Raw genomic sequence first — 21,198 nt, forward strand, 5'->3', positions numbered from 1 at the left:
TCACCGGTCGGCGACGGCCCGGACCGTGGCGCCGTCTTCGCTGGTCAGCGTGAGGGTTTCATGATCGATCCGGTAGTCGACCCGGCCCTCGAAGAGGCCCAGCAGCCGCTTCTCGGCAGCCATGAGTGAGCCTTCGCACATCATTCGGGTGGTAGAGGGGGTGCCGAGGGTGATACGGCCGTCGCTGACGGTGGCCCCGGCGTTGACCTGGTTGCAGGGGAGCCGTCCGGAGACGGTCTTCGCCTCCTGGTCGAAGGTGAGATGGGCGCGGCCCTTGCCGCCCTGGTGGCCCGGGGTGTCCACGGTCCACTTCGTGCCGTGGAGGGGAGCGTCCTCGGACCTGCTGAGCCGCACGGTGTCGCCCCCGGCGGTGGTGAGGGTGAGCCGCCCGCCCTCGCTCCTGGTGGTGAGCGAGCCGGTGGTGAGGGCGCGGCCGAGGGACTTCTCGAAGTCGGCGGGGATCTGGGCGCAGGCCTTCTCGGTGAACATGGCGTCGCTGAGCCGGACGCGTTCGCCGTCGACGTCGGCGCGGGCGCTGAAGCTGTTGCACCCGGTGCTGCCCGCGGCCTCGCCGCGGTCGTCGATCCGCAGGTGTGCCGTGTCCGGCGCGCGGTGGGTGGCGCCCGACACGGTGACGCTGTCGATGCTCCACCGGACGCCGGTGATGCGCTCCGCGCCCGTGCTCGCGCCCACGGAGGCGCTGCCTCCGCCGCCGTCGGCCTTCTCGGTGCCGCAGGCCGCGGCGAGCGGGACGAGCGCGGCGACGGCCGCCACGGTCAGGGTCATGCCGCGCTGCTGCTTCGGCTGCTTTTGCGGCTTCTGCTGCTTCTGCTGCTTCTGCCTGTACATGCCGATTCGACGGAGAGGGGGAAGATCCGGTTCCCGGCCCGTTCCCCCGGTTTCCTCCGTCAGCCCAGCAGTGGCAGCAGGGCTCCCAGGTCGGCCCGCTCCCCGCTCGCGCTCACCCGCGCGTCGTCGAGGGCGTCCTGCCAGGTCAGCCGTCCGGTGGCCAGCCGCAGCCAGGTCAGCGGGTCGGTCTCCACGACATTGGGCGGGGTGCCGCGGGTGTGCCGGGGACCCTCCACGCACTGCACGACCGCGAACGGCGGGATCCGCACCTCCGTCGAACCGCCGGGCGCCTTCACGGCGAGCGCGTCGGCCAGCAGCCGGGTCGCGGCGGCCAGCGCCTGCCGGTCGTACGGGATGTCGAGGCCGGGCACCGCGGCGTTGAGGTCGTCGGTGTGCACGACCAGCTCGACGGTCCGGGTGACCATGTAGTCGGCCAGCGGCAGGGCGCCCGCGCTGGTGGGGAGCCGCCTGCTCCCGGGGTGGGTGTCGAGTCGCCCGGTGAAACGCCGCTCCACGTCGGCGAGGTGGGCGTCGAGGTCGGGGTGCTCGGCGGCGAGCCGGCGGGCCGTCCCGGCGATGGCGTCCGCGTCGGCGGCGATGGCGAACGGCCAGTCGGGCAGCCGGCCGTCCTGCCGCGCCGGCTCGGGCTCGTCCAGCAGCCGGTCCACGGCGGTCAGGGCCATCCCGACGTGCGCGACCAGCTCCCGCACGGTCCAGTCCCCGAGCCGGGTGGGCAGCGCGAGCTGCTCGGCGGTGAGGGTGCGGACGGCCGCCCGTACGTTGCCGAACTGGGCGAGGACGGCGGCACGGGTGCGGACGGGGTCGTAGGCGCGGGGGCGCTTTCTGGCCGGAGGCATGGGGTGAGCCTATGCGGGCGGCGATCACTCGTCTGTGTGTCCGGCCGCGGAAGACCACCCCCGGGGCGCCGAACCCTGGAAACGCTGGTCGGCGCCTGGAAGGAGGTGCAACATGACGGTTATGGCCGAGCACACGTCTCAGATGTCGGTGGACGAGTTCGAAACGATCGCTTCCGCCGCTCCCGAGACCGTCACGTTGGAGTTCATTGACGGACGGATCGGGACCAAAGCAGTGACCGACGGAGACCACACCACCATCTTGTCTTGGCTGACCCGGCGCTGTATGCGGAGCCGGCCCGAATTGGACCTGGCGCAGGGCCAGGGCCTGCGGGTCGACGCGTATCGGCGGAGCAGGGCGAAACCGGATGCCGTCCTCACGCCGGAGGCCCACTTCGCCGGAAGCGGGGAGTGGGCCGACCCGGATGGCGCGCTCATGGTCGTCGAGGTGACCTCGTACGACGCGGACACGGACCGCCGGGACCGGCACGAGAAGCCGGCTGCCTACGGACAGGCGGGCATCCCCCTGTACCTGCTGATCGACCGGGACAACTGCACCGTCACCGTGTACAGCTCCACGGACCGGCAGGTCGGCGGCTACCGGGACTCCCGCGCCACCAAGTTCGGCGAGACGTTGGTCCTGCCGGACCCCGTCGGCATCGAACTCGACACGGAGATCCTCAAGAACTACGTGCGATAGCGACGAAGGACGAAAGAACAGCGAGGCCCCGTCCGCGACCGGACGGGGCCTCGCCGTGTGGGTCTGCTACGCCAGCAGCCCCGGGATCGTCCCCTCGTGCGCCTCGCGCAGCTCGGTCAGGGGGAGGGTGAACTCGCCCTGGACCTCGACCGCGTCGCCGTCGACCACGCCGATGCGGGTGACGGGCAGGCCGCGGGCGCCGCACATGTCGTTGAAGCGGACCTCTTCCGAGCGCGGGACGGCGACGACCGCACGGCCCGCCGACTCCGAGAACAGGAAGGTGAAGGCGTCCAGCCCGTCCGGTACGACCAGACGCGCGCCCTTGCCGCCCTGGAGCGCCGACTCGACGACCGCCTGGACCAGACCGCCGTCGGACAGGTCGTGCGCGGAGTCGATCATGCCGTCGCGGGAGGCGGAGATCAGGATCTCGCCGAGCAGGCGCTCGCGCTCCAGGTCGACCTTCGGGGGCAGGCCGCCGAGGTGGTCGTGGATCACCTGGGACCAGGCCGAGCCGCCGAACTCCTCGTGTGTGTCGCCCAGCAGGTACAGCAGCTGGCCGTCCTCCTGGAAGGCGACCGGGGTGCGGCGGGCCACGTCGTCGATGACGCCGAGGACCGCGACCACCGGGGTCGGGTGGATGGCGGCCTCGCCGGTCTGGTTGTAGAGCGAGACGTTGCCGCCCGTGACCGGGGTGCCGAGCTGGAGGCAGCCGTCGGCCAGGCCGCGCACGGCCTCCGCGAACTGCCACATGACCGCCGGGTCCTCCGGCGAGCCGAAGTTCAGGCAGTCGGAGACCGCGAGGGGCTTCGCACCGGTGGTGGCGACGTTGCGGTACGCCTCCGCCAGGGCCAGCTGCGCGCCCGTGTACGGGTCGAGCTTGGCGTACCGGCCGTTGCCGTCCGTGGCGATCGCGACGCCGAGGCCGCTCTCCTCGTCCACGCGGATCATGCCCGAGTCCTCGGGCTGGGCGAGGACGGTGTTGCCCTGCACGAAGTGGTCGTACTGCTGGGTGATCCACTGCTTGGACGCCTGGTTCGGGGAGGACACCAGCTTCAGGACCTGGTCCTTGAGCTCCTCACCGGACCGCGGCCGGGGCAGCTTGCCCGCGTCGTCGGCCTGGAGGGCGTCCTGCCAGTCGGGGCGGGCGTAGGGGCGCTCGTAGACCGGGCCGTCGTGGGCGACGGTGCGCGGGTCGACGTCGACGATCTTGCCGCCGTGCCAGAAGATCTCCAGCCGGTCGCCGTCGGTGACCTCACCGATGACGGTGGCGATGACGTCCCACTTCTCGCAGATCTCCAGGAAGCGGTCGACCTTCTCCGGCTCCACGACCGCGCACATGCGCTCCTGCGACTCGCTCATGAGGATTTCCTCGGGCGAGAGGGTCGAGTCGCGCAGCGGGACGTCGTCCAGGGTGACGCGCATCCCGCCGGAGCCGTTCGACGCCAGTTCGCTGGTCGCGCAGGACAGGCCCGCCGCGCCCAGGTCCTGGATGCCGACGACCAGCTTCTCGGCGAAGGCCTCCAGGGTGCACTCGATGAGGAGCTTCTCCTGGAAGGGGTCGCCGACCTGGACGGCGGGGCGCTTGGACGGCTTGGCGTCGTCGAAGGTCTCGCTCGCCAGGATCGACGCGCCGCCGATGCCGTCGCCGCCGGTGCGGGCGCCGTACAGGATGACCTTGTTGCCCGCGCCGGACGCCTTCGCGAGGTGGATGTCCTCGTGCCGCATCACGCCGATGGCACCGGCGTTGACCAGCGGGTTGCCCTGGTAGCAGGCGTCGAAGACGACCTCGCCGCCGATGTTGGGCAGGCCCAGGCAGTTGCCGTAGCCGCCGATGCCGGCGACGACGCCCGGCAGGACGCGCTTGGTGTCGGGGTGGTCGGCGGCGCCGAAGCGCAGGGGGTCGACCACGGCCACCGGACGGGCGCCCATCGCGATGATGTCGCGCACGATGCCGCCGACGCCGGTCGCGGCGCCCTGGTAGGGCTCCACGTACGACGGGTGGTTGTGCGACTCGACCTTGAAGGTGACCGCGTAGCCCTGGCCGACGTCGACCACACCGGCGTTCTCGCCGATGCCGACGAGCATCGCCTCGGACTCGGGGGCCTTCTCGCCGAACTGGCGCAGGTGCACCTTGCTGCTCTTGTACGAGCAGTGCTCGGACCACATGACGGAGTACATCGCCAGCTCCGCGCCGGTGGGGCGGCGGCCGAGGATCTCGACGACCCTCTCGTACTCGTCCTTCTTCAGGCCCAGCTCGGCCCAGGGCAGCTCGACGTCGGGGGTCGCGGTCGCGTGCTCGACCGTGTCCAGAGGCGTCCGGCTCATGCGTTGACCAGCTTCTTGAGGATCGAGGTGAAGAACGGCAGCCCGTCGGTACGACCCGTACCGATCAGCGACTCGACGGCGTGCTCGGGGTGCGGCATGAGGCCGACGACGTTCCCGGCGGCGTTGGTGATGCCGGCGATGTCGTTGAGCGAGCCGTTGGGGTTCATGTCCAGGTAGCGGAAGGCCACCCGCCCCTCGGCCTCCAGCTCGTCCAGCGTGCGCCGGTCGGCCACGTAGCGGCCGTCCATGTTCTTCAGCGGGATGTGGATCTCCTGGCCCGCGGTGTAGTCGCTGGTCCAGGAGGTGTCCGCGTTCTCCACCCGCAGCTTCTGGTCGCGGCAGATGAAGTGCAGGTGGTCGTTGCCCAGCATGCCGCCCGGCAGCAGGTGGGCCTCGGTGAGGATCTGGAAGCCGTTGCAGATGCCCAGCACCGGCAGGCCGGCCTTCGCCTGGTCGATGACGGTGTCCATGACCGGCGAGAAGCGCGCGATGGCACCGGCGCGCAGATAATCGCCGTACGAGAAACCCCCGCACAGCACCACGGCGTCGACCTGCTTGAGGTCCTTGTCCTTGTGCCAGAGGGCGACGGGTTCGGCGCCGGCGACGCGGATCGCGCGCTGCGTGTCCCGGTCGTCGAGAGAGCCGGGGAAAGTGACGACGCCAATACGAGCGGTCACTTCGCAGCCCCCGCGACCACGTCCTCGGACTCGACCTTGACGGTGAAGTCCTCGATCACGGTGTTGGCGAGGAAGGATTCCGCAAGATCATGGATGCGGGCGAGGGCGGCGTCGTCGACCGGCCCGTCCACTTCCAGTTCGAATCGCTTTCCCTGACGGACGTCCGAGATCCCTTCGAAACCCAGTCGCGGCAGTGCGCGCTGCACCGCCTGGCCCTGGGGGTCGAGGATCTCCGGCTTGAGCATGACGTCGACTACGACGCGTGCCACTGGCACTCCCGGTGTGTGGTGCTGAGCAGGTTCCTTCAGACTACCCGTACAAAATTTCTACGCGCGTAGCCTTGGAGGAAACTACGTGAGCCCAGTCACGATCCGGCATCGGGACGGGGTCGTCACGAAAAACTTCGGGAAAGATCCGGGATCGACCGCCGACACCTATTGCCCAGGGGACACGCGGGCAGATTTAGTCGGTCTTCCCATTGCAATGCCGGGCACTGTACAAATGAAATGTCATTAGCCGATACTTTGCCCAATTACAGGCGAACAGTCGGCATCATCGCGGCGTCTTGGCACGTTCGGGCACGTCATCGCGGAGATGCCGCACGAAGGGACCGATATTCGTGGCGCAGCGTGTCGTAGTCACTCTCTTTGACGACATCGACGGCTCGGAAGCGGCGGAGACGATCGCCTTCGGAGTCGACGGCCGGATGTACGAGATCGACCTGAACGAAGCCAATGCCCGGAAACTGCGCAAGACGCTCGAGCCGTACGTCTCGGCCGGCCGCAAGCGCTCCCGGTCCGGCAAGGCCTACCGGCAGACGGAGGTCGCCCCCGACCCGGCGGCGGTCCGCGCCTGGGCCCAGGCGAACAAGATGGACGTGCCCGCGCGGGGCCGGATCCCGAAGAAGGTGTACGAGGCGTTCGCCGAGGCGCAGTGAGCCGTGCGTCCGGCACGGGCGGCCGACGGGCGCTCAGTCGCCCCTCGCGGCAACCGACTTGCGCGGCACCCCGGGTGATCAGCTAAAGTCTGGAGCACGCCGAGGGGCGAGGCCGAAGGGCCCAGCTCACGGAACACGCGGGTGTAGTTCAGTAGTAGAACATCCCCCTTCCAGGGGGAAGGCGCAGTGTGCAATTCCTGTCACCCGCTCTGCATCGCCGTACCGGCCACTCGATTGGATCAGGTAGGCTGGTGCTCGCACCGATCGGTGAAGGCCGGTCGGAGGCAATGCGGACGTAGCTCAGTTGGTAGAGCGCAACCTTGCCAAGGTTGAGGTCGCGAGTTCGAGCCTCGTCGTCCGCTCGGGAATCAGACCCCGGTCCTCCAGGACCGGGGTCTTTTCGTGTGCCCGGCCGCCGTGCTCCTCCGCCGGTCCGTCCCTGACATTTGTCATGCCCGGTGATGACGGGTCGCACTGTCGTCCCGCCCCGCGCGCCGGAATGCTCGAAGCATGCCAACGAACGAACACGAACACGTGATTGAGGTCACCGACCTGCGGCGTGTGTACGGGGGCGGGTTCGAGGCCGTGCGCGGGATCGACTTCTCCGTCCGCCGCGGCGAGGTCTTCGCGCTGCTCGGCACCAACGGCGCCGGCAAGACGTCGACGGTCGAACTCCTGGAGGGGCTCGCCGCTCCGGCCGGCGGGCGGGTGCGCGTCCTCGGGCACGACCCGTACACCGAGCGGGCCGCCGTACGCCCCCGCACCGGGGTCATGCTCCAGGAGGGCGGCTTCCCCTCCGAACTGACGGTCGCCGAGACGGCCCGGATGTGGGCGGGGTGCGTGAGCGGCGCCCGGCCGCCGGCCGAGGTGCTGGCGCTGGTCGGCCTGGAGGCGAAGACCGGCACCCGCGTGAAGCAGCTGTCCGGCGGCCAGCGGCGCCGCCTGGACCTGGCGCTCGCGCTGCTCGGCGAACCCGAGGTGCTCTTCCTCGACGAGCCCAGCACCGGCCTGGACGCCGAAGGACGCCGGGACACCTGGGAGTTGGTGAGCGGACTGCGCGAGGCCGGTACGACGGTGCTGCTGACCACGCACTACCTGGAGGAGGCCGAGAACCTCGCCGACCGGCTCGCGATCATGCACGAGGGCCGGATCGCCGCCACCGGCACCCCGGCCGAGGTGACCGCCGCCCAGCCGTCCCACATCTCCTTCGAACTGCCCACCGGGTACTTCGTGGGCGACCTGCCGCCGCTGGCCGAACTGGGCGTGAGCGACCACGACACCGACGGCCGGACGGTGAGGCTGCGCACCCGGGAACTCCAGCGCGCCGCCACCGGCCTGCTGGTGTGGGCCGGACAGGCCGGAGTGGAGCTGCGCCGCCTGGACGTGCGCTCGGCGTCCCTGGAGGAGGCCTTCCTCAGCATCGCCAGGGAGGTGTCCGCGAGGGCGGACGCCCCCACGACGAAGAAGGAGTACGCGGCATGAGCCCCACCGACGCACCGGCCCGCGGAAAGCGCCCCGCCACAAGCGCCACCACCACGCCGACGGGCCGCATGACCGCCCTCGCCCGCGCCGAACTGACCCTGCTCGGGCGGAACAAGGGCACCGTCTTCGCCGCGCTGTTCGTGCCGCTCGTGCTGCCGTTCAGCGTGCGGGCGGGGGCCAAGGAGATGGACCTCGCCGGGGCCGGACTGACCACCGGCACGCTCGTGCTGCCCGCCGCGATCGGCTTCTCCCTGCTGTTCGCCGTCTACTCGGCCCTCGTCGGCGTCTTCGTCGTCCGGCGCGAGGAACTCGTCCTCAAGCGGCTGCGCACCGGCGAGCTGCGGGACGTGGAGATCCTCGGCGGGTCCGCACTGCCGGCCGTCCTCTCCGGGCTCGTGCAGTGCCTGCTGCTCGCGGTGGGCTGCGCGGCGCTGCTCGACCTGTCCGCGCCGTCGGCACCGCACCTGGCCGTCGTCGGTCTGCTGCTGGGCCTGGTCCTGTGCGCCGCCCTCGCGGCCGTCACCGCGAGCTTCACCAGGACCGGGGAGAGCGCGCAGGTCACGCCGCTGCCGTTCCTGTTCGTGTCCATGGCCGGCTCCGGTCTGTTCTTCCCGCTGGAGATGATGCCCGACCGGCTGGCCTCGGTGTGCGAGCTGCTGCCGCTGACCCCGGTCATCACCCTGGTGCGCGGCGCCTGGACCGGCGACCTGTCGGCGTACGAGTCCCTGGGCGCCGTCCTGACGGCGGTGGCCTGGACCGTGCTCGCGGTGTTTGCTGTACGGCGGTGGTTCCGCTGGGAGCCACGGCACTGAGGTACGGGGCGAGCGGGAGCGGCGGACGGATGCGCAGGCCGGGCGGATGGTGGCGGCTCAAGAGCACACCGGAGAAGGTGGAGACGTACACGCGGTGGTCGTTCCACTTCTTCGGGGTGAGCGAGGCCGCCGGTATCGGGCTGGCGACCTACGGCCAGACCGGCCCACGGCTGGCGACCCTGCTCTCCCTCCTGGTCGTCGCGCATGCCGCGGCCTGCATGGCGACCGCCGCGCGGGCGCTGGACTGGACCCTCGGGCGCCGGGCGCAGCCGGTGCGGGAGCTGTGGGGCCTGGGCGCCCTCACCGCCGTCCTGGCGGCCGTCGCGATCCTCCTCGCGGAGCACGGCCCGGCGGGCGACGGCGTCGACACCGCGACCCTCAGCGTCTTCACCGGCGTACAGGTCTTCGGCGTCGGCACCATGGCACTGGGCGTGCGGCACCGGTGGCGGACGCTGGCCGCCCTGGTCGGCGGCTTCGCGGCGGGAGCCGGGGTCGTCTCCGGCGCCGCCGGGGTGCTGTGGCCCGCCGCGCTGGTCCTGGCGGGTGTACAGCTGGCCGCCGGGGCGTTCACCTCGTTCACCGCGGTGTTCTCCGTCTGGCTGCTCAAGGCGGTCTACGCGCTCGACGACGCCAAGGAGACCCGGGCCAGGCTCGCCGTCGCCGAGGAACGGCTGCGGTTCGGCCGGGACCTGCACGACGTGATGGGCCGGAACCTGGCGGTGATCGCGCTCAAGAGCGAGCTGGCCCTCCAGCTGTCCCGGCGCGGCCGGCCCGAGGCGGTGGAGCAGATGATCGAGGTGCAGCGCATCGCCCAGGAGTCGCAGCGCGAGGTCCGGGACGTCGTGCGCGGCTACCGGGAGGCCGCCCTGGAGGTGGAGCTGGCCGGTGCCCGGGGGGTGCTCGCGGCGGCGGGCATCGCCGCCAAGGTCACCGGCGGGACGACCGACCTGCCCGCGAAGGTGCAGGCGGCGCTCGGCTGGGTGGTGCGGGAGGCGACCACGAACGTCCTGCGGCACGGGGACGCGAAGAAGGTCGCCGTGACGGTACGGATGTCGAAGGGGCGGGTAGTGCTGACGGTGGAGAACGACGGCGTGGCGGAGGCGACGGGGCACGGCCCCCCGGCGGGCCCGGGCGGTTCGGGACTCGCCGGACTGCGCGAACGGCTCTCGGCGGTGGACGGGACGCTGGAGGCGGGGCCGGCCGGCAAGGGCGTCTTCCGGCTGACGGCCGAGGTGCCGCTGCCGTCCGCCCCGGCCGATGCCGCCCTGGAGGCCGCCTCGTGACGACGACCGTCCGCGTCCTGCTCGCCGACGACGAGCACCTCATCCGCGGGGCACTGGCGGCCCTGCTGTCCCTGGAGGACGACCTGCTCGTCGTCGCCGAGGCGGCCACCGGTCCCGAGGCACTGGCGATGGCGCGGGCGCACGCGCCGGACGTCGCCGTACTGGATCTCCAGATGCCCGGCGCCGACGGTGTGAAGGTCGCCACATCGCTGCGGACCGAGCTGCCCGCCTGCAAGGTGCTGATCGTGACCAGCCACGGCCGCCCCGGGCATCTGAAGCGGGCGCTCGCGGCGGGGGTGCGCGGGTTCGTCCCCAAGACGGTCAGCGCCCAGCGGCTGGCCGAACTGATCCGCACGGTGCATGCCGGAAACCGGTACGTCGACCCCGAGTTGGCCGCCGACGCGATCTCCGCCGGGGACTCGCCGCTGACCGCCCGCGAGGCCGAGGTGCTGGAGCACGCCGCCGACGGGGCGCCGGTCGCGGAGATCGCCGAGCGGGCCGCGCTCGCCGAGGGGACGGTGCGGAACTACCTGTCGTCGGCCGCGAGCAAGCTCGGCGCGGAGAACCGGCACGCGGCGGTGCGTCTCGCACGGGAGCGGGGTTGGGTATAGTGGCTGTCGCGCCACGGCGAAGTCCACGACCAAGCCCGCGCAGTGCGAACGTAGCTCAGTTGGTAGAGCGCAACCTTGCCAAGGTTGAGGTCGCGAGTTCGAACCTCGTCGTTCGCTCCGTGTGAGAAGCCCCCGGCTCCGGCCGGGGGCTTCTTCGTGTGCGGCGGCCCGCCCGCTACGACCAGCTCTGGCCGGTCAGCAGCTCGTAGGCCTCCACGTACTTGGCGCGGGTGGCGTCCACGACCTGCTGCGGCAGCGGCGGCGGGGGCTGCTCGCTCCTGCGGTCCCAGCCGGACTCGGCCGAGGTCAGCCAGTCCCGCACGAACTGCTTGTCGTACGACGGCTGGGCGCGGCCCGGCTCCCACCGGTCGGCCGGCCAGAAGCGCGAGGAGTCCGGGGTGAGGACCTCGTCGGCGAGGACCAGGTCGTCCCCGTCGAAGCCGAACTCGAACTTGGTGTCCGCGAGGACGATGCCCCGCTCGCGCGCGATGTCCCGGGCGCGGGAGTACACGGCGAGGGTGGCCTGGCGCAGGGCGGCGGCGGTGTCCGCGCCGACCTGGCGGACGACCTCCTCGTAGGACACGTTCTCGTCGTGCTCGCCGACCTCGGCCTTGGTGGCCGGGGTGAAGATCGGGGCGGGCAGCTCCGAGCCGTCGACGAGGCCCTCGGGCAGGGCGAGGCCGCAGACGGTGCGGGTCTCGTCGTACTCGGCCAGGCCCGAGCCGGTGAGGTAGCCGCGGGCCACGCACTCCACGGGGACCATCCGCAGCGACTTGCAGACCAGGGCGCGGCCTTCCCAGTCGGCGGGGGCGCCGGCGGGCAGCTCGGTGCTCAGGACGTGGTTGGGGGCCAGGTCGGCGAGCCGCTCGAACCACCACAGGGAGAGCTGGGTGAGGACCCGGCCCTTGTCGGGGATCTCGGTCGGCAGCACCCAGTCGTAGGCGGAGATGCGGTCACTGGCGACCATCACGAGGTCGCCCGCCTCGTTCCGGTACAGCTCGCGCACCTTGCCGGTGTGCAGGTGCACCAGGCCCGGAACCTGGATCGGCTCGGGCTTTTCAACGAATCCGGACACGGTTCCTCCCCGTGGTTCTGTCCAATGCTCCGATTCTCCCGTATGTCGGGGGCCCGGTGGACGGCGGGGCGGGTCCCGGGGTGCGGGCCCGGGAGGGGCGGCTCCCGGGGGTCAGTCCCGTTTGCAGATGCGGTCCAGGAGGTTGGCCGTGGCGCGCTGGACGCGCGGGTCGACGTGGCCGGGGCGGTCCAGGGCCGGGGACCAGGCGAACGTGCCGGACGCGAAGACCCAGGCCCCCGACGGGGCCCGGTACAGCGACGTCTCCTGGTGGCGCCGGACGCCGTCCGCGTCGGTGTACGGGGAGTGGGCGAGCAGGACCCGCTCGTCGTGCTCGGGGAGGGCGGTGCGCGGAAAGTAGCGGTCGGCCTCACCCGCCACCAGGTCCTCGATGGCGTCCCCCTCGTGCGCTCCCGTGGCCTCCCAGAGCCAGTGACCGGCGTTGCGGACGATCATCGGGCGCGGTTCGGGGACGCGGCCGGCGTACTGGATGCCAAGCAGCTGCTGCTCGGGGCGGTCGACCTCCCGCCACAGCGCGGGGCGGCCGGGGCCCTTGCGCTTGCGGCAGGTCAGCAGGCGGTCGGGCGCCCCGGACGGGGAAGCCGCCAGCTCGACCTGCCAGTACATGGTGTTGGCGGAGAGGAAGACCAGGGACGTCCCCCGGTCGCGGGCGAGTTCCGCGGTGCGGCGCATGGGGGCGGACCAGTACTCGTCGTGGCCGGGGAAGACCAGGCCCCGGTAGCGGGCCGGGTCGACGCGGCCGGAGTGCAGGTCGCGGGCGTCGGCGTAGGCGACGTCGTAGCCGTAGCGCTCGGCGAAGCGGATGAAGTCGTAGGCGTGTCCGACGTGCAGCGGCAGCCCGGCGCCCGCGTAGGGGCGGTCGAAGGAGACGGTCGTCGCGGCGTCCGCCTCGCCGAGCAGCCGGCCCTCCTCGTCCCAGGCGTGGTAGAGGCTGGCACCGGTGCGGCCGTCCTCCGGGTAGAGGTTGTACGCCTGCCAGGTGACGTCCGGCAGGAGGAGGAGCAGGTCGGCGGGGTGGTCGTCGCGGACCGTGAAGGGCACGTGGGAGCGGTAGCCGTCGGCGGTGGTGAGGACGGCGACGTACGCGCCGATGCTCCAGTACGACGGGATCTGCAACCGCCAGGACAGCCACCAGTGGTGGCAGGAGACGGTGCGGTCGGCGGCGAGCGGCGGGGGCTGGACGATGCCGGACAGCCGGGGGCTGGTGGTGATCTTGGCGGCGCCGTCGCCGCCGTAGTGCCCGATCCGGTAGACGTCGACGCTGAACTCCTGCGGCGGGTCGACGGTGACGTGGAAGTCGATGGCCTCGCCGGGGGCGGCCGCTCCGGTCGCGGTGAAGCCCTTGATCTGGCGGCGGACGTCGTCCGCGGCGCGGGGGCCGCCACCGGGGTCGGTACCGGTGCCGGTGCGGTCCTGGTCCGCGTACCAGGCGAGGACCTGTCCGGTGTCGCCGAAGTACGTCTCGCCGCCGCGCAGCCAGGGGACCGGCCCCTGGCCGAAGGGGTCCGACACGGCGTGCGCGAGTGCTCCCGACTCCCAGCGGCGGATCTGCTCGGGCCCCATGGGACAGTCCCCTCCCTCGTGCCCCCGTGGTCGTGCGTATGACGAACGCCTTTGCCATGTGCGCGATCGGTCCCAGCACATCACATTTCGCACGTGGGCTGTCACTGTTCGTTGCGAACTGGCCGAAAGTGGAATGGGAGGGTCCGATTCGCCGGAAGCCGGGACGCGCAGGCGGACGGTGGCAGACGGGCCGCCGGGGCGGACGAAGCGGACGAGGACTGACGAGGACTGACGAGGGCTGACGGGGGCTGACGGGGGCTGACGGGGTGCTCCAGGCGTGGGGTCAGACCAGGCGCACCGGCTTCTCCGGGCGTATGCCGAGGTCCGTCAGCCAGGCGCGCAGCGGGCCCGGGTCGCCGGTCTCCACGAGGCTGAGCACGCTGGGCGCCAGGTCCGCGGTGCGGGCGCCGTCGAAGTGGAGCGACGGCCCGTCGAGCCAGTCGAGGGCGGGGGCCGCGCCGGCGGTGTCCATCGCCGCGCAGCACACCATCGCCGTGATGTGCGCGGTGAGGATCTCCCGCCCGGTGCGCGGTGGTTGCAGCGGCAGCAGGGGGAGCGCACGGTCGTCCCAGAGGGCGGCGTCGGGACCGGTGGCCGGCCCCGGCGCGGAGGAGGCCGCCCGGACTCCGGCGGGCCGAGCCTCGGCCTCCTCGCGGGCCAGCTGAGCACTGAGCCCGGCGGCCAGGGCGGCACCGCGGGCGGTGGTGCCGGCGAGGTCGTCCTCGTCGTCGGGGGCGGTGCCGACACCGGTGCCGTGGGCGTTGTACGGCGGATGCGCGGCGTCGGCGGGGGCGCCCGGGCCGCTCCCCGTATCCGCCTCGGCGTGGGCGTCGGCGTGAAGGCCGACACCGGCGTCGGGGGTGGCGGTGATCGCGGCGTCCGGGGTCGTGAGGTGGTCCAGGACGCGGGCCAGGGTGGGGCCGTCCGTGCCCGGCACGGCGCCCTCGACGGCGCGGCGGACTCCCAGGGCGTCCAGCACGCGGTGCAGGCGGGCCGCGTCCGTGCGCCAGGTGCGGTCGACGACCTCCTCGGGATACTCCTCCCACCCCACCGGTGACCAGTCCGGACCGGTCTCGGCGGGACCGCCGTGGAAGAGGCGCGCGGCGAGGAGCGAGACCGCCTCGTCCATCACCCCGGGCTCCTCCAGCAGGTCGCAGGCGGGACGCTCCCCCAGCCGTGAGGCGAAGCCCTCGGCCAGGCGGTCCCGGCGCGACAGCTCCGTGAGGGCGGCGACGACCCCGACGTCCAGCCGGGACGGCCAGCGGCCCATCCGCCAGGCGGGCAGCGCCACCCGGGTCAGCAGCCGGTCCCAGCCCGCGTAGGCGAGCCCGACCTGCTCCTGCGCGACGATCCGCAGCCCGTAGTCCACAGCCTGTGCACGCTCGGCGGCCGCTGCAGCGACCCCGCGCTCCATCTCGGCCGCGTGCCCCCGGCAGCTGCGCAGCAGGAGCCGGGAGGCCCAGCCGAGGCCCGCGCACGCCACACGGGACAGCGGATCCCGCCGGCCCGCCGAGGCCACCGCCACGGCCGCGTCCAGGCCCCGTATGAAACGCCGGGCCGCGGCTATGTCGGGGTGCGCCGAGGGTCCCGTACCTGCGACGACCGGGGCGAGGACGGCGCGCAGCTCGCCCACCCGCATCCACCACAAGAACGGTGAGCCGATGACCAGGACGGGCGCGGCGGCGCTCCGACGGTGGGCGGGCCCGCCCAGGCCGGCCAGGTCCTCGTCGTGCTTCTCCACGGGCGGCGGCGGGCCGTGGGCCGGATGGGTGCGGTCCTCCAGCCAGCTGTCGCAGTCCGGGGTGAGCGCTATCGCGGAGGGCGCGGGGACGTCGAGCCGGTCGGCCAGGTCACGCACCATGCGGTAGAGGTCGGGCGCCGACTCCTCGACGACCGTGACCGTGGGGGTCACGGCGGGCCTGGAGCGGGCCACGACCAGGGCGACCCCGGCGGCGGCCAGCAGCACGAACAGCGCGAGGACGGAGACGACCCAGCGCAGGCCGTCCCAGCCCGGGCCCGTCAGGCGCCCGGTGGAGCCACCGACGAGAAGGATCACGGCGGCGGCAGCGGGCAGCAGGGCCACGCCCAGCGCGCGGCTGCGCACCCGCAGCACCGCCAGTGCCCGGGAACGCGCGGCCTGCGCGCCCATCTCCACTCCACCGATACCGGTCACGGCCGGACCTCACCCCCTCATCGCTGCCCTGTCTGTCCTGGACGGTCCTGCTGCTCTGCTGCGCTTCGCGTCGTGCTCACCCCACCCACTGTGGCACCCGGCACTGACATCGCAATGCCGGTGGGCCAAGTGCCGGAACGCTTGCGCGGCACCATAGTTGGGCCCCTCGCCCCCGTCAGCCGTATGGCCGATCGGTCACCCGATGGAATGGCTTTGGGGAAAGGTGGAGACGGACAGCAAAGGTCAGGCCCCGACTCCTGAGAGGGAGTCGGGGCCTGTCCGGTGCGGTGACCGGGGAGGGGCAGGGGTTACGCGCCCGCCGCCTTCGCCGCGATGTCGGTGCGGTGCTGGGAGCCGTCGAGACCGATGCGGGCGACGGCCCGGTAGGCGCGGTCACGGGCCTCGGTGAGGTCGGCACCGGTGGCCGTGACGGACAGCACGCGGCCACCGGCGCTGACGACGGCGTCGCCCTCGGCGCGGGTACCGGCGTGCAGCACGTAGGCGTGCGGGGCGTCCTCGGCGGCCACCGCGTCCAGGCCGGTGATCGGGTCGCCGGTGCGCGGGGTGCCGGGGTAGTTGTGCGAGGCGACGACCACCGTGACGGCCGCGTCGTCGCTCCAGCGCAGGGGTTCGAGGTCGGCGAGGTTGCCGGTGGCGGCGGCCATCAGCAGACCGGCGAGCGGGGTCTTCAGGCGGGCCAGCACGACCTGGGTCTCGGGGTCGCCGAACCGGGCGTTGAACTCGATCACGCGCACACCGCGCGAGGTGATCGCGAGTCCGGCGTACAGGAGCCCGGAGAAGGGGGTGCCGCGGCGGCGCATCTCGTCGACGGTCGGCTGGAGCACGCTCTGCACGACCTCGTCGACCAGCTTCGGATCGGCCCAGGGCAGCGGCGAGTAGGCGCCCATGCCGCCGGTGTTCGGACCCTCGTCGCCGTCGAGGGCGCGCTTGAAGTCCTGGGCGGGCTGGAGCGGACGTACGTTCTCGCCGTCGGTGACGGCGAAGAGGGAGACCTCGGGGCCGTCCAGGAACTCCTCGATCACGACACGGTCGCAGGCGTTCGCGTGGGCGCGGGCCGCCTCGACGTCGTCGGTGACGACGACGCCCTTGCCCGCGGCCAGCCCGTCGTCCTTGACGACGTAGGGGGCGCCGAAGGCGGCGAGGGCCGCGTCGACCTCGGTCGGGTTCGTGCAGACGTAGGAACGGGCCGTCGGCACGCCCGCGCCGGCCATCACGTCCTTGGCGAAGGCCTTGGAGCCTTCCAGCCGAGCGGCCTGCGCCGACGGGCCGAACACCGGGATGCCCGCCTCGCGGACGGCGTCGGCGACCCCGGCGACCAGGGGCGCCTCCGGTCCGACGACGACCAGCTCGGCGCCGAGCCCGGTGGCCAGCGCGGTGACGGCCGCGCCGTCGAGGGCGTCGACCTGGTGCAGCTCGGCGACCTCGGCGATACCGGCGTTGCCGGGTGCGCAGTGCAGCGCGGTGACGTCGGGGTCGAGGGACAGGGAACGGCACAGGGCGTGTTCGCGGGCGCCGCCGCCGATGACAAGGACCTTCACGGGGTGAAGCCTAATGGGAAGGGGCGGGTGCGGTTTGTGCGGGCTTCCGAAGGGGCGGGACGCGGAGACTTGTGCCTTCCTCCAGGCCCCCTGGGTCTCCAGGCCCGGTCCTCCAGGCCGGTCCCGCGAGCCTGGTCCTCCAGGCCGGTCCCGCGAGCCCGGCGGGGGCTACTCGTTCGCGATCTCCTCGACCACCGTGGCGCCCAGCTCGCGGACCAGCAGCTCCTTGCCGGAGAGCGCCGACTCGTCGAGGTCCGGATCGTCGTCCTCGGGGATGTCGTCCTCGGGGGAGACCGGGGGCGGCTCGGGCGCCGAGGGCCGGGGCGCCGGGGTCGGAGCGGGCGCCGGGGCCGCCGCGGGGGCCTGGGGTGGCGCGGCGGACGGGGACGCGGACGACGACGGCCGCTGGGCGGGCGCGCCGCCACCGAAGCCGCCGCCCCCACCCCCGCCGTAGCCGCCGAAGCCGCCGGACGGACCGGAGGGACCGGACGGACCGGCAGCGGGCGCGGAGCCGCCGCCGGAGGGGTCGACGACCGCGTCGATCTTCCACTGCACGTTGAACTGCTCGGCCAGGGCCTGCCGCAGCACGTCCTCGCTGCCGCTGCTCACGAAGTTGTCGCGGGCTCCCGCGTTGACGAAGCCGAGTTGCAGGGAGGTGCCGTCGAAGCCGGTCACCTGGGCGTTCTGACTGAGCAGGATCCAGGTGAACCGGCGGCGGTTCTTGACCGCTTCCAGGATGTTGGGCCACAGCGAGCGGGGGTCGACCCCGGAGGCACTCGGGGCCGCGGAGCCGGGCACGGGCGCCGGTGCGGTCGCCGCGGGAGACGGTGCGGTCGCCGCGGGGGCCGAGGCCGGCGCCTGCGCCGGGGCGGGGCCGCCCCCCGCGCCGGAGGCGGCCGGTGTCCGGGACGGCTGTCCACCGCCCGCCGGGGCCGCCGTGGGCCACCCTCCGGGGCGGCGCCCGCCACCCGCGGGAGCCGCGGTCGGCCAGGCACCGGGCGCGGGCGCCGAGGCGGGAGCGGCAGCGGCGGCGGGCGGGGGTGTGGCAGGTGCCGGTGGGGAGGCGGGGGCGGCTGGCGCGGGCGCAGGGGAGGCGTCGGCGGAAGAAGGAGCGCCCTGCGGGTGTCCGCCACCGGCGGGAGCGCCACCCGCATCGAAGACCGGACCGGCACCGGCAGCAGCACCGGCACCGGCACCGGCAGCCGCGTCCGTGGAAGGGCCACCGCCCGGCGCGCCCGCCGGGGCACCGGCGCCCTGCCCCCGCACCGCCGCACGGGCCGCGGCGGGCCCGCCGCCCGGCGGAACCGGAGCCGCGGCGGGTGCCGCACCCCCCGCACCGGCGTGCGCCTCGGGCCCGGGCACGTACCCCACGGCGGGAGCGCCCGCACCGGCGGAGAACTGCACCCCGCGCTCGATCCGGTCCAACCGGGCCATCACCGACCGCTCGTCGCCGTACGCGGCGGGCAGCAGCACGCGCGCGCAGATCAGCTCCAGCTGGAGGCGCGGCGAGTGGGCGCCGCGCATCTCGGTGAGGCCCTCGTTGACGATGTCGGCGGCGCGGCTCAGCTCGGCGGCGCCGAAGGACCGGGCCTGCTCCTGCATCCGCTCGACGACGTCGGCCGGGGCGTCGATGAGCCCCTTCTCCGCCGCGTCGGGCACGGCCGAGAGGATCACCAGGTCACGGAGGCGCTCCAGCAGGTCGGTGACGAAGCGCCGCGGGTCGTTGCCCCCCTCGATCACGCGGTCCACGACCTCGAAGGCGGCGGAGCCGTCCCCGGAGACGAAGGACCCGACGACGGAGTCGAGCAGCGAGCCGTCCGTGTAGCCGAGCAGGGCGGTGGTCATGTCGTACGTCACGCCCTCGGCGCCGGCGCCCGCGAGCAGCTGGTCCATGACGGACATGGAGTCACGCACGGACCCCGCGCCGGCCCGCACCACCAGCGGGAGGACGCCCTCCTCGACCGCGATGCCCTCCCGGTCGCACACCTCGGCGAGGTAGTCGCGCAGGGTGCCGGGCGGCACGAGCCGGAAGGGGTAGTGGTGGGTCCGCGACCGGATGGTCCCGATGACCTTCTCGGGCTCGGTGGTCGCGAAGATGAACTTCAGGTGCTCCGGCGGCTCCTCGACGACCTTCAGCAGCGCGTTGAAGCCCTGCGGGGAGACCATGTGGGCCTCGTCGATGATGTAGATCTTGTACCGGCTGGAGGCGGGCCCGAAGAAGGCCTTCTCGCGCAGGTCACGGGCGTCGTCCACGCCACCGTGGGAGGCGGCGTCGATCTCGATGACGTCGATCGACCCCGGCCCGTTCCTCGCGAGGTCGCGGCAGGACTGGCACTCGCCGCACGGGGTCGGCGTGGGGCCCTGCTCGCAGTTCAGACAGCGTGCCAGGATCCGGGCGCTGGTCGTCTTGCCGCAGCCGCGCGGACCGCTGAACAGGTACGCGTGATTGACCCGGTTGTTCCGCAGCGCCTGCTGCAGCGGGTCGGTGACATGCCCCTGCCCGATGACCTCGGCGAAGGACTCCGGGCGGTAACGGCGGTAGAGCGCGAGAGACGACACGCATACGAGGTTATAGGCGCCCACCGACAACCGGACCGCCCGCAAAGGAGACGCCCCCCACGCACCCGCCAGAGCCGACCTACCCTTGCTGCCTTCCGGCCCTGGGGGAGTTCAGTCAGATAGCGCCGCGTGAGGGGCTGAACCACACGTTACCCGATGTGGGGCCCCCGGAACGAGTTCGCAAGCACTCCCCGGCGTCATGTAATGTTCTCGGCGGAGGATTCGCCTAGAGGCCTAGGGCGCACGCTTGGAAAGCGTGTTGGGGGCAACCCCTCACGAGTTCGAATCTCGTATCCTCCGCCAGTGCCTCACCGGGCACGATGTCGAAGGGCCCCGCAGTTCGCTGCGGGGCCCTTCGACGTATGGGCGCTCCGGTTCGCCGCCCCGCTGTCCGCCGGCCCGCCGGCTCGGCGACGGCCTCCGGGATTGCTCCATCGAGAGGAAGTCCTTCGTGCCATCGGGTGCACTCCGCCGATGGATCACCGGCGCGGCCATTTTCCGGGTATGGGCAGTTTGGTCTGTTCCGTTACAGTGAAGGAGGGCCGGTGGCCGAACGCATTGTTCATCGACGCGGTTATCGAAAGGGCCTCGGCGGTGAGATGTGCGCCGAGTTCCTGGGAACGTTCGTCCTGATCCTGTTCGGCATCGGCTCGGTGGCCGTCGCGGTCGCCGGGCTGCCGGGATCGGGACGGCAGACCGCGGACTTCGGGCCCGCCAACTGGCTCATCATCTCCTGGGGATGGGGCCTGGCCGTCGTGTTCGGCGTCTACGTGGCCGGCGGCATCAGCGGAGCGCACCTCAATCCCGCGGTGACCCTCGGGTTCGCGGTCCGGCGGGACTTCCCGTGGCGGAAGGTGCTGCCCTACTGGCTGGCGCAGGTCGTGGGCGCCTTCGTCGCCGCCGCGCTCGTGTACGCCTGCTACCGGTGGGCGATCGACGCGTCCATCGCCAAGGCGGGCGAGACGCGCAAGACCTCGCTGAGTACGTACTCGATCTTCGCCACGTTCCCCGCCGAGTACTTCGGGGACTCCTGGTGGGGTCCCCTGCTCGACCAGATCGTAGGGACCGGGATCCTGCTGCTGTTGATCTGCGCGCTCATCGACACCCGCAACACGGCGCCGATGGCCAACCTCCACCCGTTCCTCATCGGACTCGTCGTCGTGGCCATCGGCCTCACCTTCGGCACCAACGCCGGATACGCGATCAATCCGGCCCGCGACTTCGGCCCCCGCCTGTTCACCTTCTTCGAGGGGTGGGGCGAGATCGCGCTGCCCGGCACCTTCCAGTGGTTCAGCGGCTACTGGTGGATCCCCATCGTCGGCCCGCTCATCGGCGCGGTCGTCGGGGTCCTCGTGTACGACCTGCTCGTCAGCCCGGTGCTCAAGGCCAGGCTCGCCGAGCGCGAGGAAGGACCGGCCACCGAGGAACCCTCCTGACCGAGGGCCCACGGCCCGCTAGCGGTCGGCGATGTCCTCGCGGAGTCCGTCGGAGAACTCCCACCACGACAGCGGAAGCCAGTCACCGTTGACGAAGGCGTCGACGGTGGCGCCGCGACCGCGGACGGTCACCGTCGTGCCGGGCGGGTAGGTGGTGCCGGACAGACCCGGCACGGGAACCAGCAGAGTTCCCAGTCGTTGCGCTGACACCCTCTGGCCTCCTTTCGCGGTGTGCGGCGGGCGTCTCGTTCGCCCGAGATTTCCGAGATTACCGACTTGCCCCCT

Annotated in this window: 18 protein-coding genes, 4 tRNA genes and 1 other RNA gene; 11 read left to right on the top strand and 12 right to left on the bottom strand. The window is 72.6% G+C overall.

The window, feature by feature from the left end; all coding sequences use genetic code 11:
* Both IE94_RS0129740 and IE94_RS0129745 read right to left on the bottom strand, forming a co-directional pair.
* Positions 1-849 (bottom strand): META domain-containing protein, encoded by an 849-nt coding sequence (locus IE94_RS0129740; RefSeq protein WP_106978082.1) that lies wholly within the window; start codon positions 847-849, stop codon positions 1-3.
* A gap of 59 nt (positions 850-908) precedes the next feature.
* Positions 909-1,706 (bottom strand): maleylpyruvate isomerase family mycothiol-dependent enzyme, encoded by a 798-nt coding sequence (locus IE94_RS0129745; protein WP_030190351.1) that lies wholly within the window; start codon positions 1,704-1,706, stop codon positions 909-911.
* A 112-nt stretch (positions 1,707-1,818) separates the two neighbouring features.
* On the opposite strand from IE94_RS0129745, the gene IE94_RS0129750 reads away from it, so the two are divergent.
* The gene (locus IE94_RS0129750) at positions 1,819-2,403 is read left to right on the top strand and encodes a Uma2 family endonuclease (protein WP_030190353.1); all 585 of its coding nucleotides are present in this window, start codon (positions 1,819-1,821) and stop codon (positions 2,401-2,403) included.
* 66 nt (positions 2,404-2,469) lie between these two features.
* On the opposite strand, the gene purL is transcribed toward IE94_RS0129750, so the two are convergent.
* Genes purL through purS form a run of 3 tightly spaced genes read right to left on the bottom strand, consistent with a single transcriptional unit; the run spans position 2,470 to position 5,674 of the window.
* Entirely contained in the window at positions 2,470-4,728 is a 2,259-nt protein-coding gene (purL, locus tag IE94_RS0129755; protein WP_030190355.1) for a phosphoribosylformylglycinamidine synthase subunit PurL, read from the bottom strand.
* Complete coding sequence (purQ, locus tag IE94_RS0129760; RefSeq protein WP_003974894.1) at positions 4,725-5,405, bottom strand: phosphoribosylformylglycinamidine synthase subunit PurQ; 681 nt, start codon at positions 5,403-5,405, stop codon at positions 4,725-4,727. The genes purL and purQ overlap by 4 nt, the downstream gene beginning before the upstream one ends.
* On the bottom strand, positions 5,402-5,674 hold the full coding sequence (gene purS, locus IE94_RS0129765) for a phosphoribosylformylglycinamidine synthase subunit PurS (RefSeq protein ID WP_003974895.1): 273 nt from the start codon (positions 5,672-5,674) through the stop codon (positions 5,402-5,404). Before purS ends, purQ begins: the two co-directional genes overlap by 4 nt.
* A gap of 350 nt (positions 5,675-6,024) precedes the next feature.
* Here purS and IE94_RS0129770 point away from each other — a divergent pair, with 350 nt between their 5' ends.
* The 8 genes from IE94_RS0129770 (at position 6,025) to IE94_RS0129805 (ending at position 10,647) form a co-directional block, all read left to right on the top strand.
* Positions 6,025-6,342, top strand: a complete 318-nt coding sequence (locus tag IE94_RS0129770) for a histone-like nucleoid-structuring protein Lsr2 (RefSeq protein WP_030190358.1) — start codon at positions 6,025-6,027, stop codon at positions 6,340-6,342.
* A gap of 137 nt (positions 6,343-6,479) precedes the next feature.
* A tRNA-Gly gene (locus tag IE94_RS0129775) sits at positions 6,480-6,551 on the top strand.
* Between the two features lie 80 nt (positions 6,552-6,631).
* A tRNA-Gly gene (locus IE94_RS0129780) sits at positions 6,632-6,704 on the top strand.
* Between the two features lie 148 nt (positions 6,705-6,852).
* Positions 6,853-7,824, top strand: a complete 972-nt coding sequence (locus IE94_RS0129785) for an ABC transporter ATP-binding protein (protein ID WP_030190363.1) — start codon at positions 6,853-6,855, stop codon at positions 7,822-7,824.
* Positions 7,821-8,636, top strand: a complete 816-nt coding sequence (locus tag IE94_RS0129790) for an ABC transporter permease (RefSeq protein ID WP_030190366.1) — start codon at positions 7,821-7,823, stop codon at positions 8,634-8,636. Before IE94_RS0129785 ends, IE94_RS0129790 begins: the two co-directional genes overlap by 4 nt.
* Before the next feature lie 29 nt (positions 8,637-8,665).
* Entirely contained in the window at positions 8,666-9,919 is a 1,254-nt protein-coding gene (locus IE94_RS0129795; protein WP_030190369.1) for a sensor histidine kinase, read from the top strand.
* Positions 9,916-10,530, top strand: coding sequence for a response regulator transcription factor (locus tag IE94_RS0129800; RefSeq protein ID WP_030190372.1), 615 nt, complete (start codon positions 9,916-9,918; stop codon positions 10,528-10,530). The genes IE94_RS0129795 and IE94_RS0129800 overlap by 4 nt, the downstream gene beginning before the upstream one ends.
* A 44-nt stretch (positions 10,531-10,574) precedes the next feature.
* Positions 10,575-10,647: transfer RNA gene (locus tag IE94_RS0129805), tRNA-Gly, on the top strand.
* A 58-nt stretch (positions 10,648-10,705) separates the two neighbouring features.
* On the opposite strand, the gene IE94_RS0129810 is transcribed toward IE94_RS0129805, so the two are convergent.
* The 6 genes from IE94_RS0129810 to ffs all read right to left on the bottom strand — a co-directional run bounded on the left by IE94_RS0129810 (position 10,706) and on the right by ffs (position 19,619).
* Positions 10,706-11,605 carry a phosphoribosylaminoimidazolesuccinocarboxamide synthase gene (locus IE94_RS0129810; protein WP_030190375.1) on the bottom strand — a complete coding sequence of 300 codons (900 nt, stop codon included), beginning with the start codon at positions 11,603-11,605 and terminating at the stop codon, positions 10,706-10,708.
* Between the two features lie 111 nt (positions 11,606-11,716).
* Positions 11,717-13,186 carry a N,N-dimethylformamidase beta subunit family domain-containing protein gene (locus IE94_RS0129815; protein ID WP_030190377.1) on the bottom strand — a complete coding sequence of 490 codons (1,470 nt, stop codon included), beginning with the start codon at positions 13,184-13,186 and terminating at the stop codon, positions 11,717-11,719.
* 283 nt (positions 13,187-13,469) lie between these two features.
* A complete protein-coding gene (locus IE94_RS0129820) occupies positions 13,470-15,359 on the bottom strand; it encodes a hypothetical protein (protein WP_030190379.1) in 1,890 nt (629 codons plus the stop codon).
* 308 nt (positions 15,360-15,667) lie between these two features.
* Positions 15,668-16,918: a phosphoribosylamine--glycine ligase gene (purD, locus tag IE94_RS0129825; RefSeq protein ID WP_030190381.1), complete on the bottom strand. Its 1,251-nt coding sequence runs from the start codon at positions 16,916-16,918 to the stop codon at positions 15,668-15,670.
* Positions 16,919-17,086: 168 nt separating this feature from the next.
* Complete coding sequence (locus tag IE94_RS0129830) at positions 17,087-19,477, bottom strand: DNA polymerase III subunit gamma and tau (RefSeq protein ID WP_030190383.1); 2,391 nt, start codon at positions 19,475-19,477, stop codon at positions 17,087-17,089.
* 45 nt (positions 19,478-19,522) lie between these two features.
* Positions 19,523-19,619: signal recognition particle sRNA small type (gene ffs / locus IE94_RS37555), an RNA gene on the bottom strand.
* A gap of 73 nt (positions 19,620-19,692) precedes the next feature.
* On the opposite strand from ffs, the gene IE94_RS0129835 reads away from it, so the two are divergent.
* Together IE94_RS0129835 and IE94_RS0129840 are read left to right on the top strand one after the other, a co-directional pair.
* A tRNA-Ser gene (locus IE94_RS0129835) sits at positions 19,693-19,780 on the top strand.
* A gap of 296 nt (positions 19,781-20,076) precedes the next feature.
* Complete coding sequence (locus tag IE94_RS0129840; protein ID WP_209441095.1) at positions 20,077-20,913, top strand: MIP/aquaporin family protein; 837 nt, start codon at positions 20,077-20,079, stop codon at positions 20,911-20,913.
* An 18-nt stretch (positions 20,914-20,931) separates the two neighbouring features.
* On the opposite strand, the gene IE94_RS0129845 is transcribed toward IE94_RS0129840, so the two are convergent.
* Positions 20,932-21,123 (bottom strand): hypothetical protein, encoded by a 192-nt coding sequence (locus IE94_RS0129845; RefSeq protein ID WP_030190387.1) that lies wholly within the window; start codon positions 21,121-21,123, stop codon positions 20,932-20,934.
* Positions 21,124-21,198: the final 75 nt, after the last annotated feature.

The organism is Streptomyces violaceorubidus (assembly GCF_000717995.1).
In the GTDB taxonomy this organism is placed as follows: Bacteria; Actinomycetota; Actinomycetes; order Streptomycetales; family Streptomycetaceae; genus Streptomyces; species Streptomyces violaceorubidus.

Excerpts from the sequence above, each read along its gene's own strand:
- IE94_RS0129740 (WP_106978082.1), bottom strand. The coding sequence starts at position 849 with ATGTACAGGCAGAAGCAGCAGAAGCAGCAGAAGCCGCAAAAGCAGCCG.
- IE94_RS0129745 (WP_030190351.1), bottom strand. The coding sequence starts at position 1,706 with ATGCCTCCGGCCAGAAAGCGCCCCCGCGCCTACGACCCCGTCCGCACC.
- IE94_RS0129750 (WP_030190353.1), top strand. The coding sequence starts at position 1,819 with ATGACGGTTATGGCCGAGCACACGTCTCAGATGTCGGTGGACGAGTTC.
- purL (WP_030190355.1), bottom strand. The coding sequence starts at position 4,728 with ATGAGCCGGACGCCTCTGGACACGGTCGAGCACGCGACCGCGACCCCC.
- IE94_RS0129785 (WP_030190363.1), top strand. The coding sequence starts at position 6,853 with ATGCCAACGAACGAACACGAACACGTGATTGAGGTCACCGACCTGCGG.
- IE94_RS0129790 (WP_030190366.1), top strand. The coding sequence starts at position 7,821 with ATGAGCCCCACCGACGCACCGGCCCGCGGAAAGCGCCCCGCCACAAGC.
- IE94_RS0129795 (WP_030190369.1), top strand. The coding sequence starts at position 8,666 with ATGCGCAGGCCGGGCGGATGGTGGCGGCTCAAGAGCACACCGGAGAAG.
- IE94_RS0129815 (WP_030190377.1), bottom strand. The coding sequence starts at position 13,186 with ATGGGGCCCGAGCAGATCCGCCGCTGGGAGTCGGGAGCACTCGCGCAC.
- IE94_RS0129840 (WP_209441095.1), top strand. The coding sequence starts at position 20,077 with ATGTGCGCCGAGTTCCTGGGAACGTTCGTCCTGATCCTGTTCGGCATC.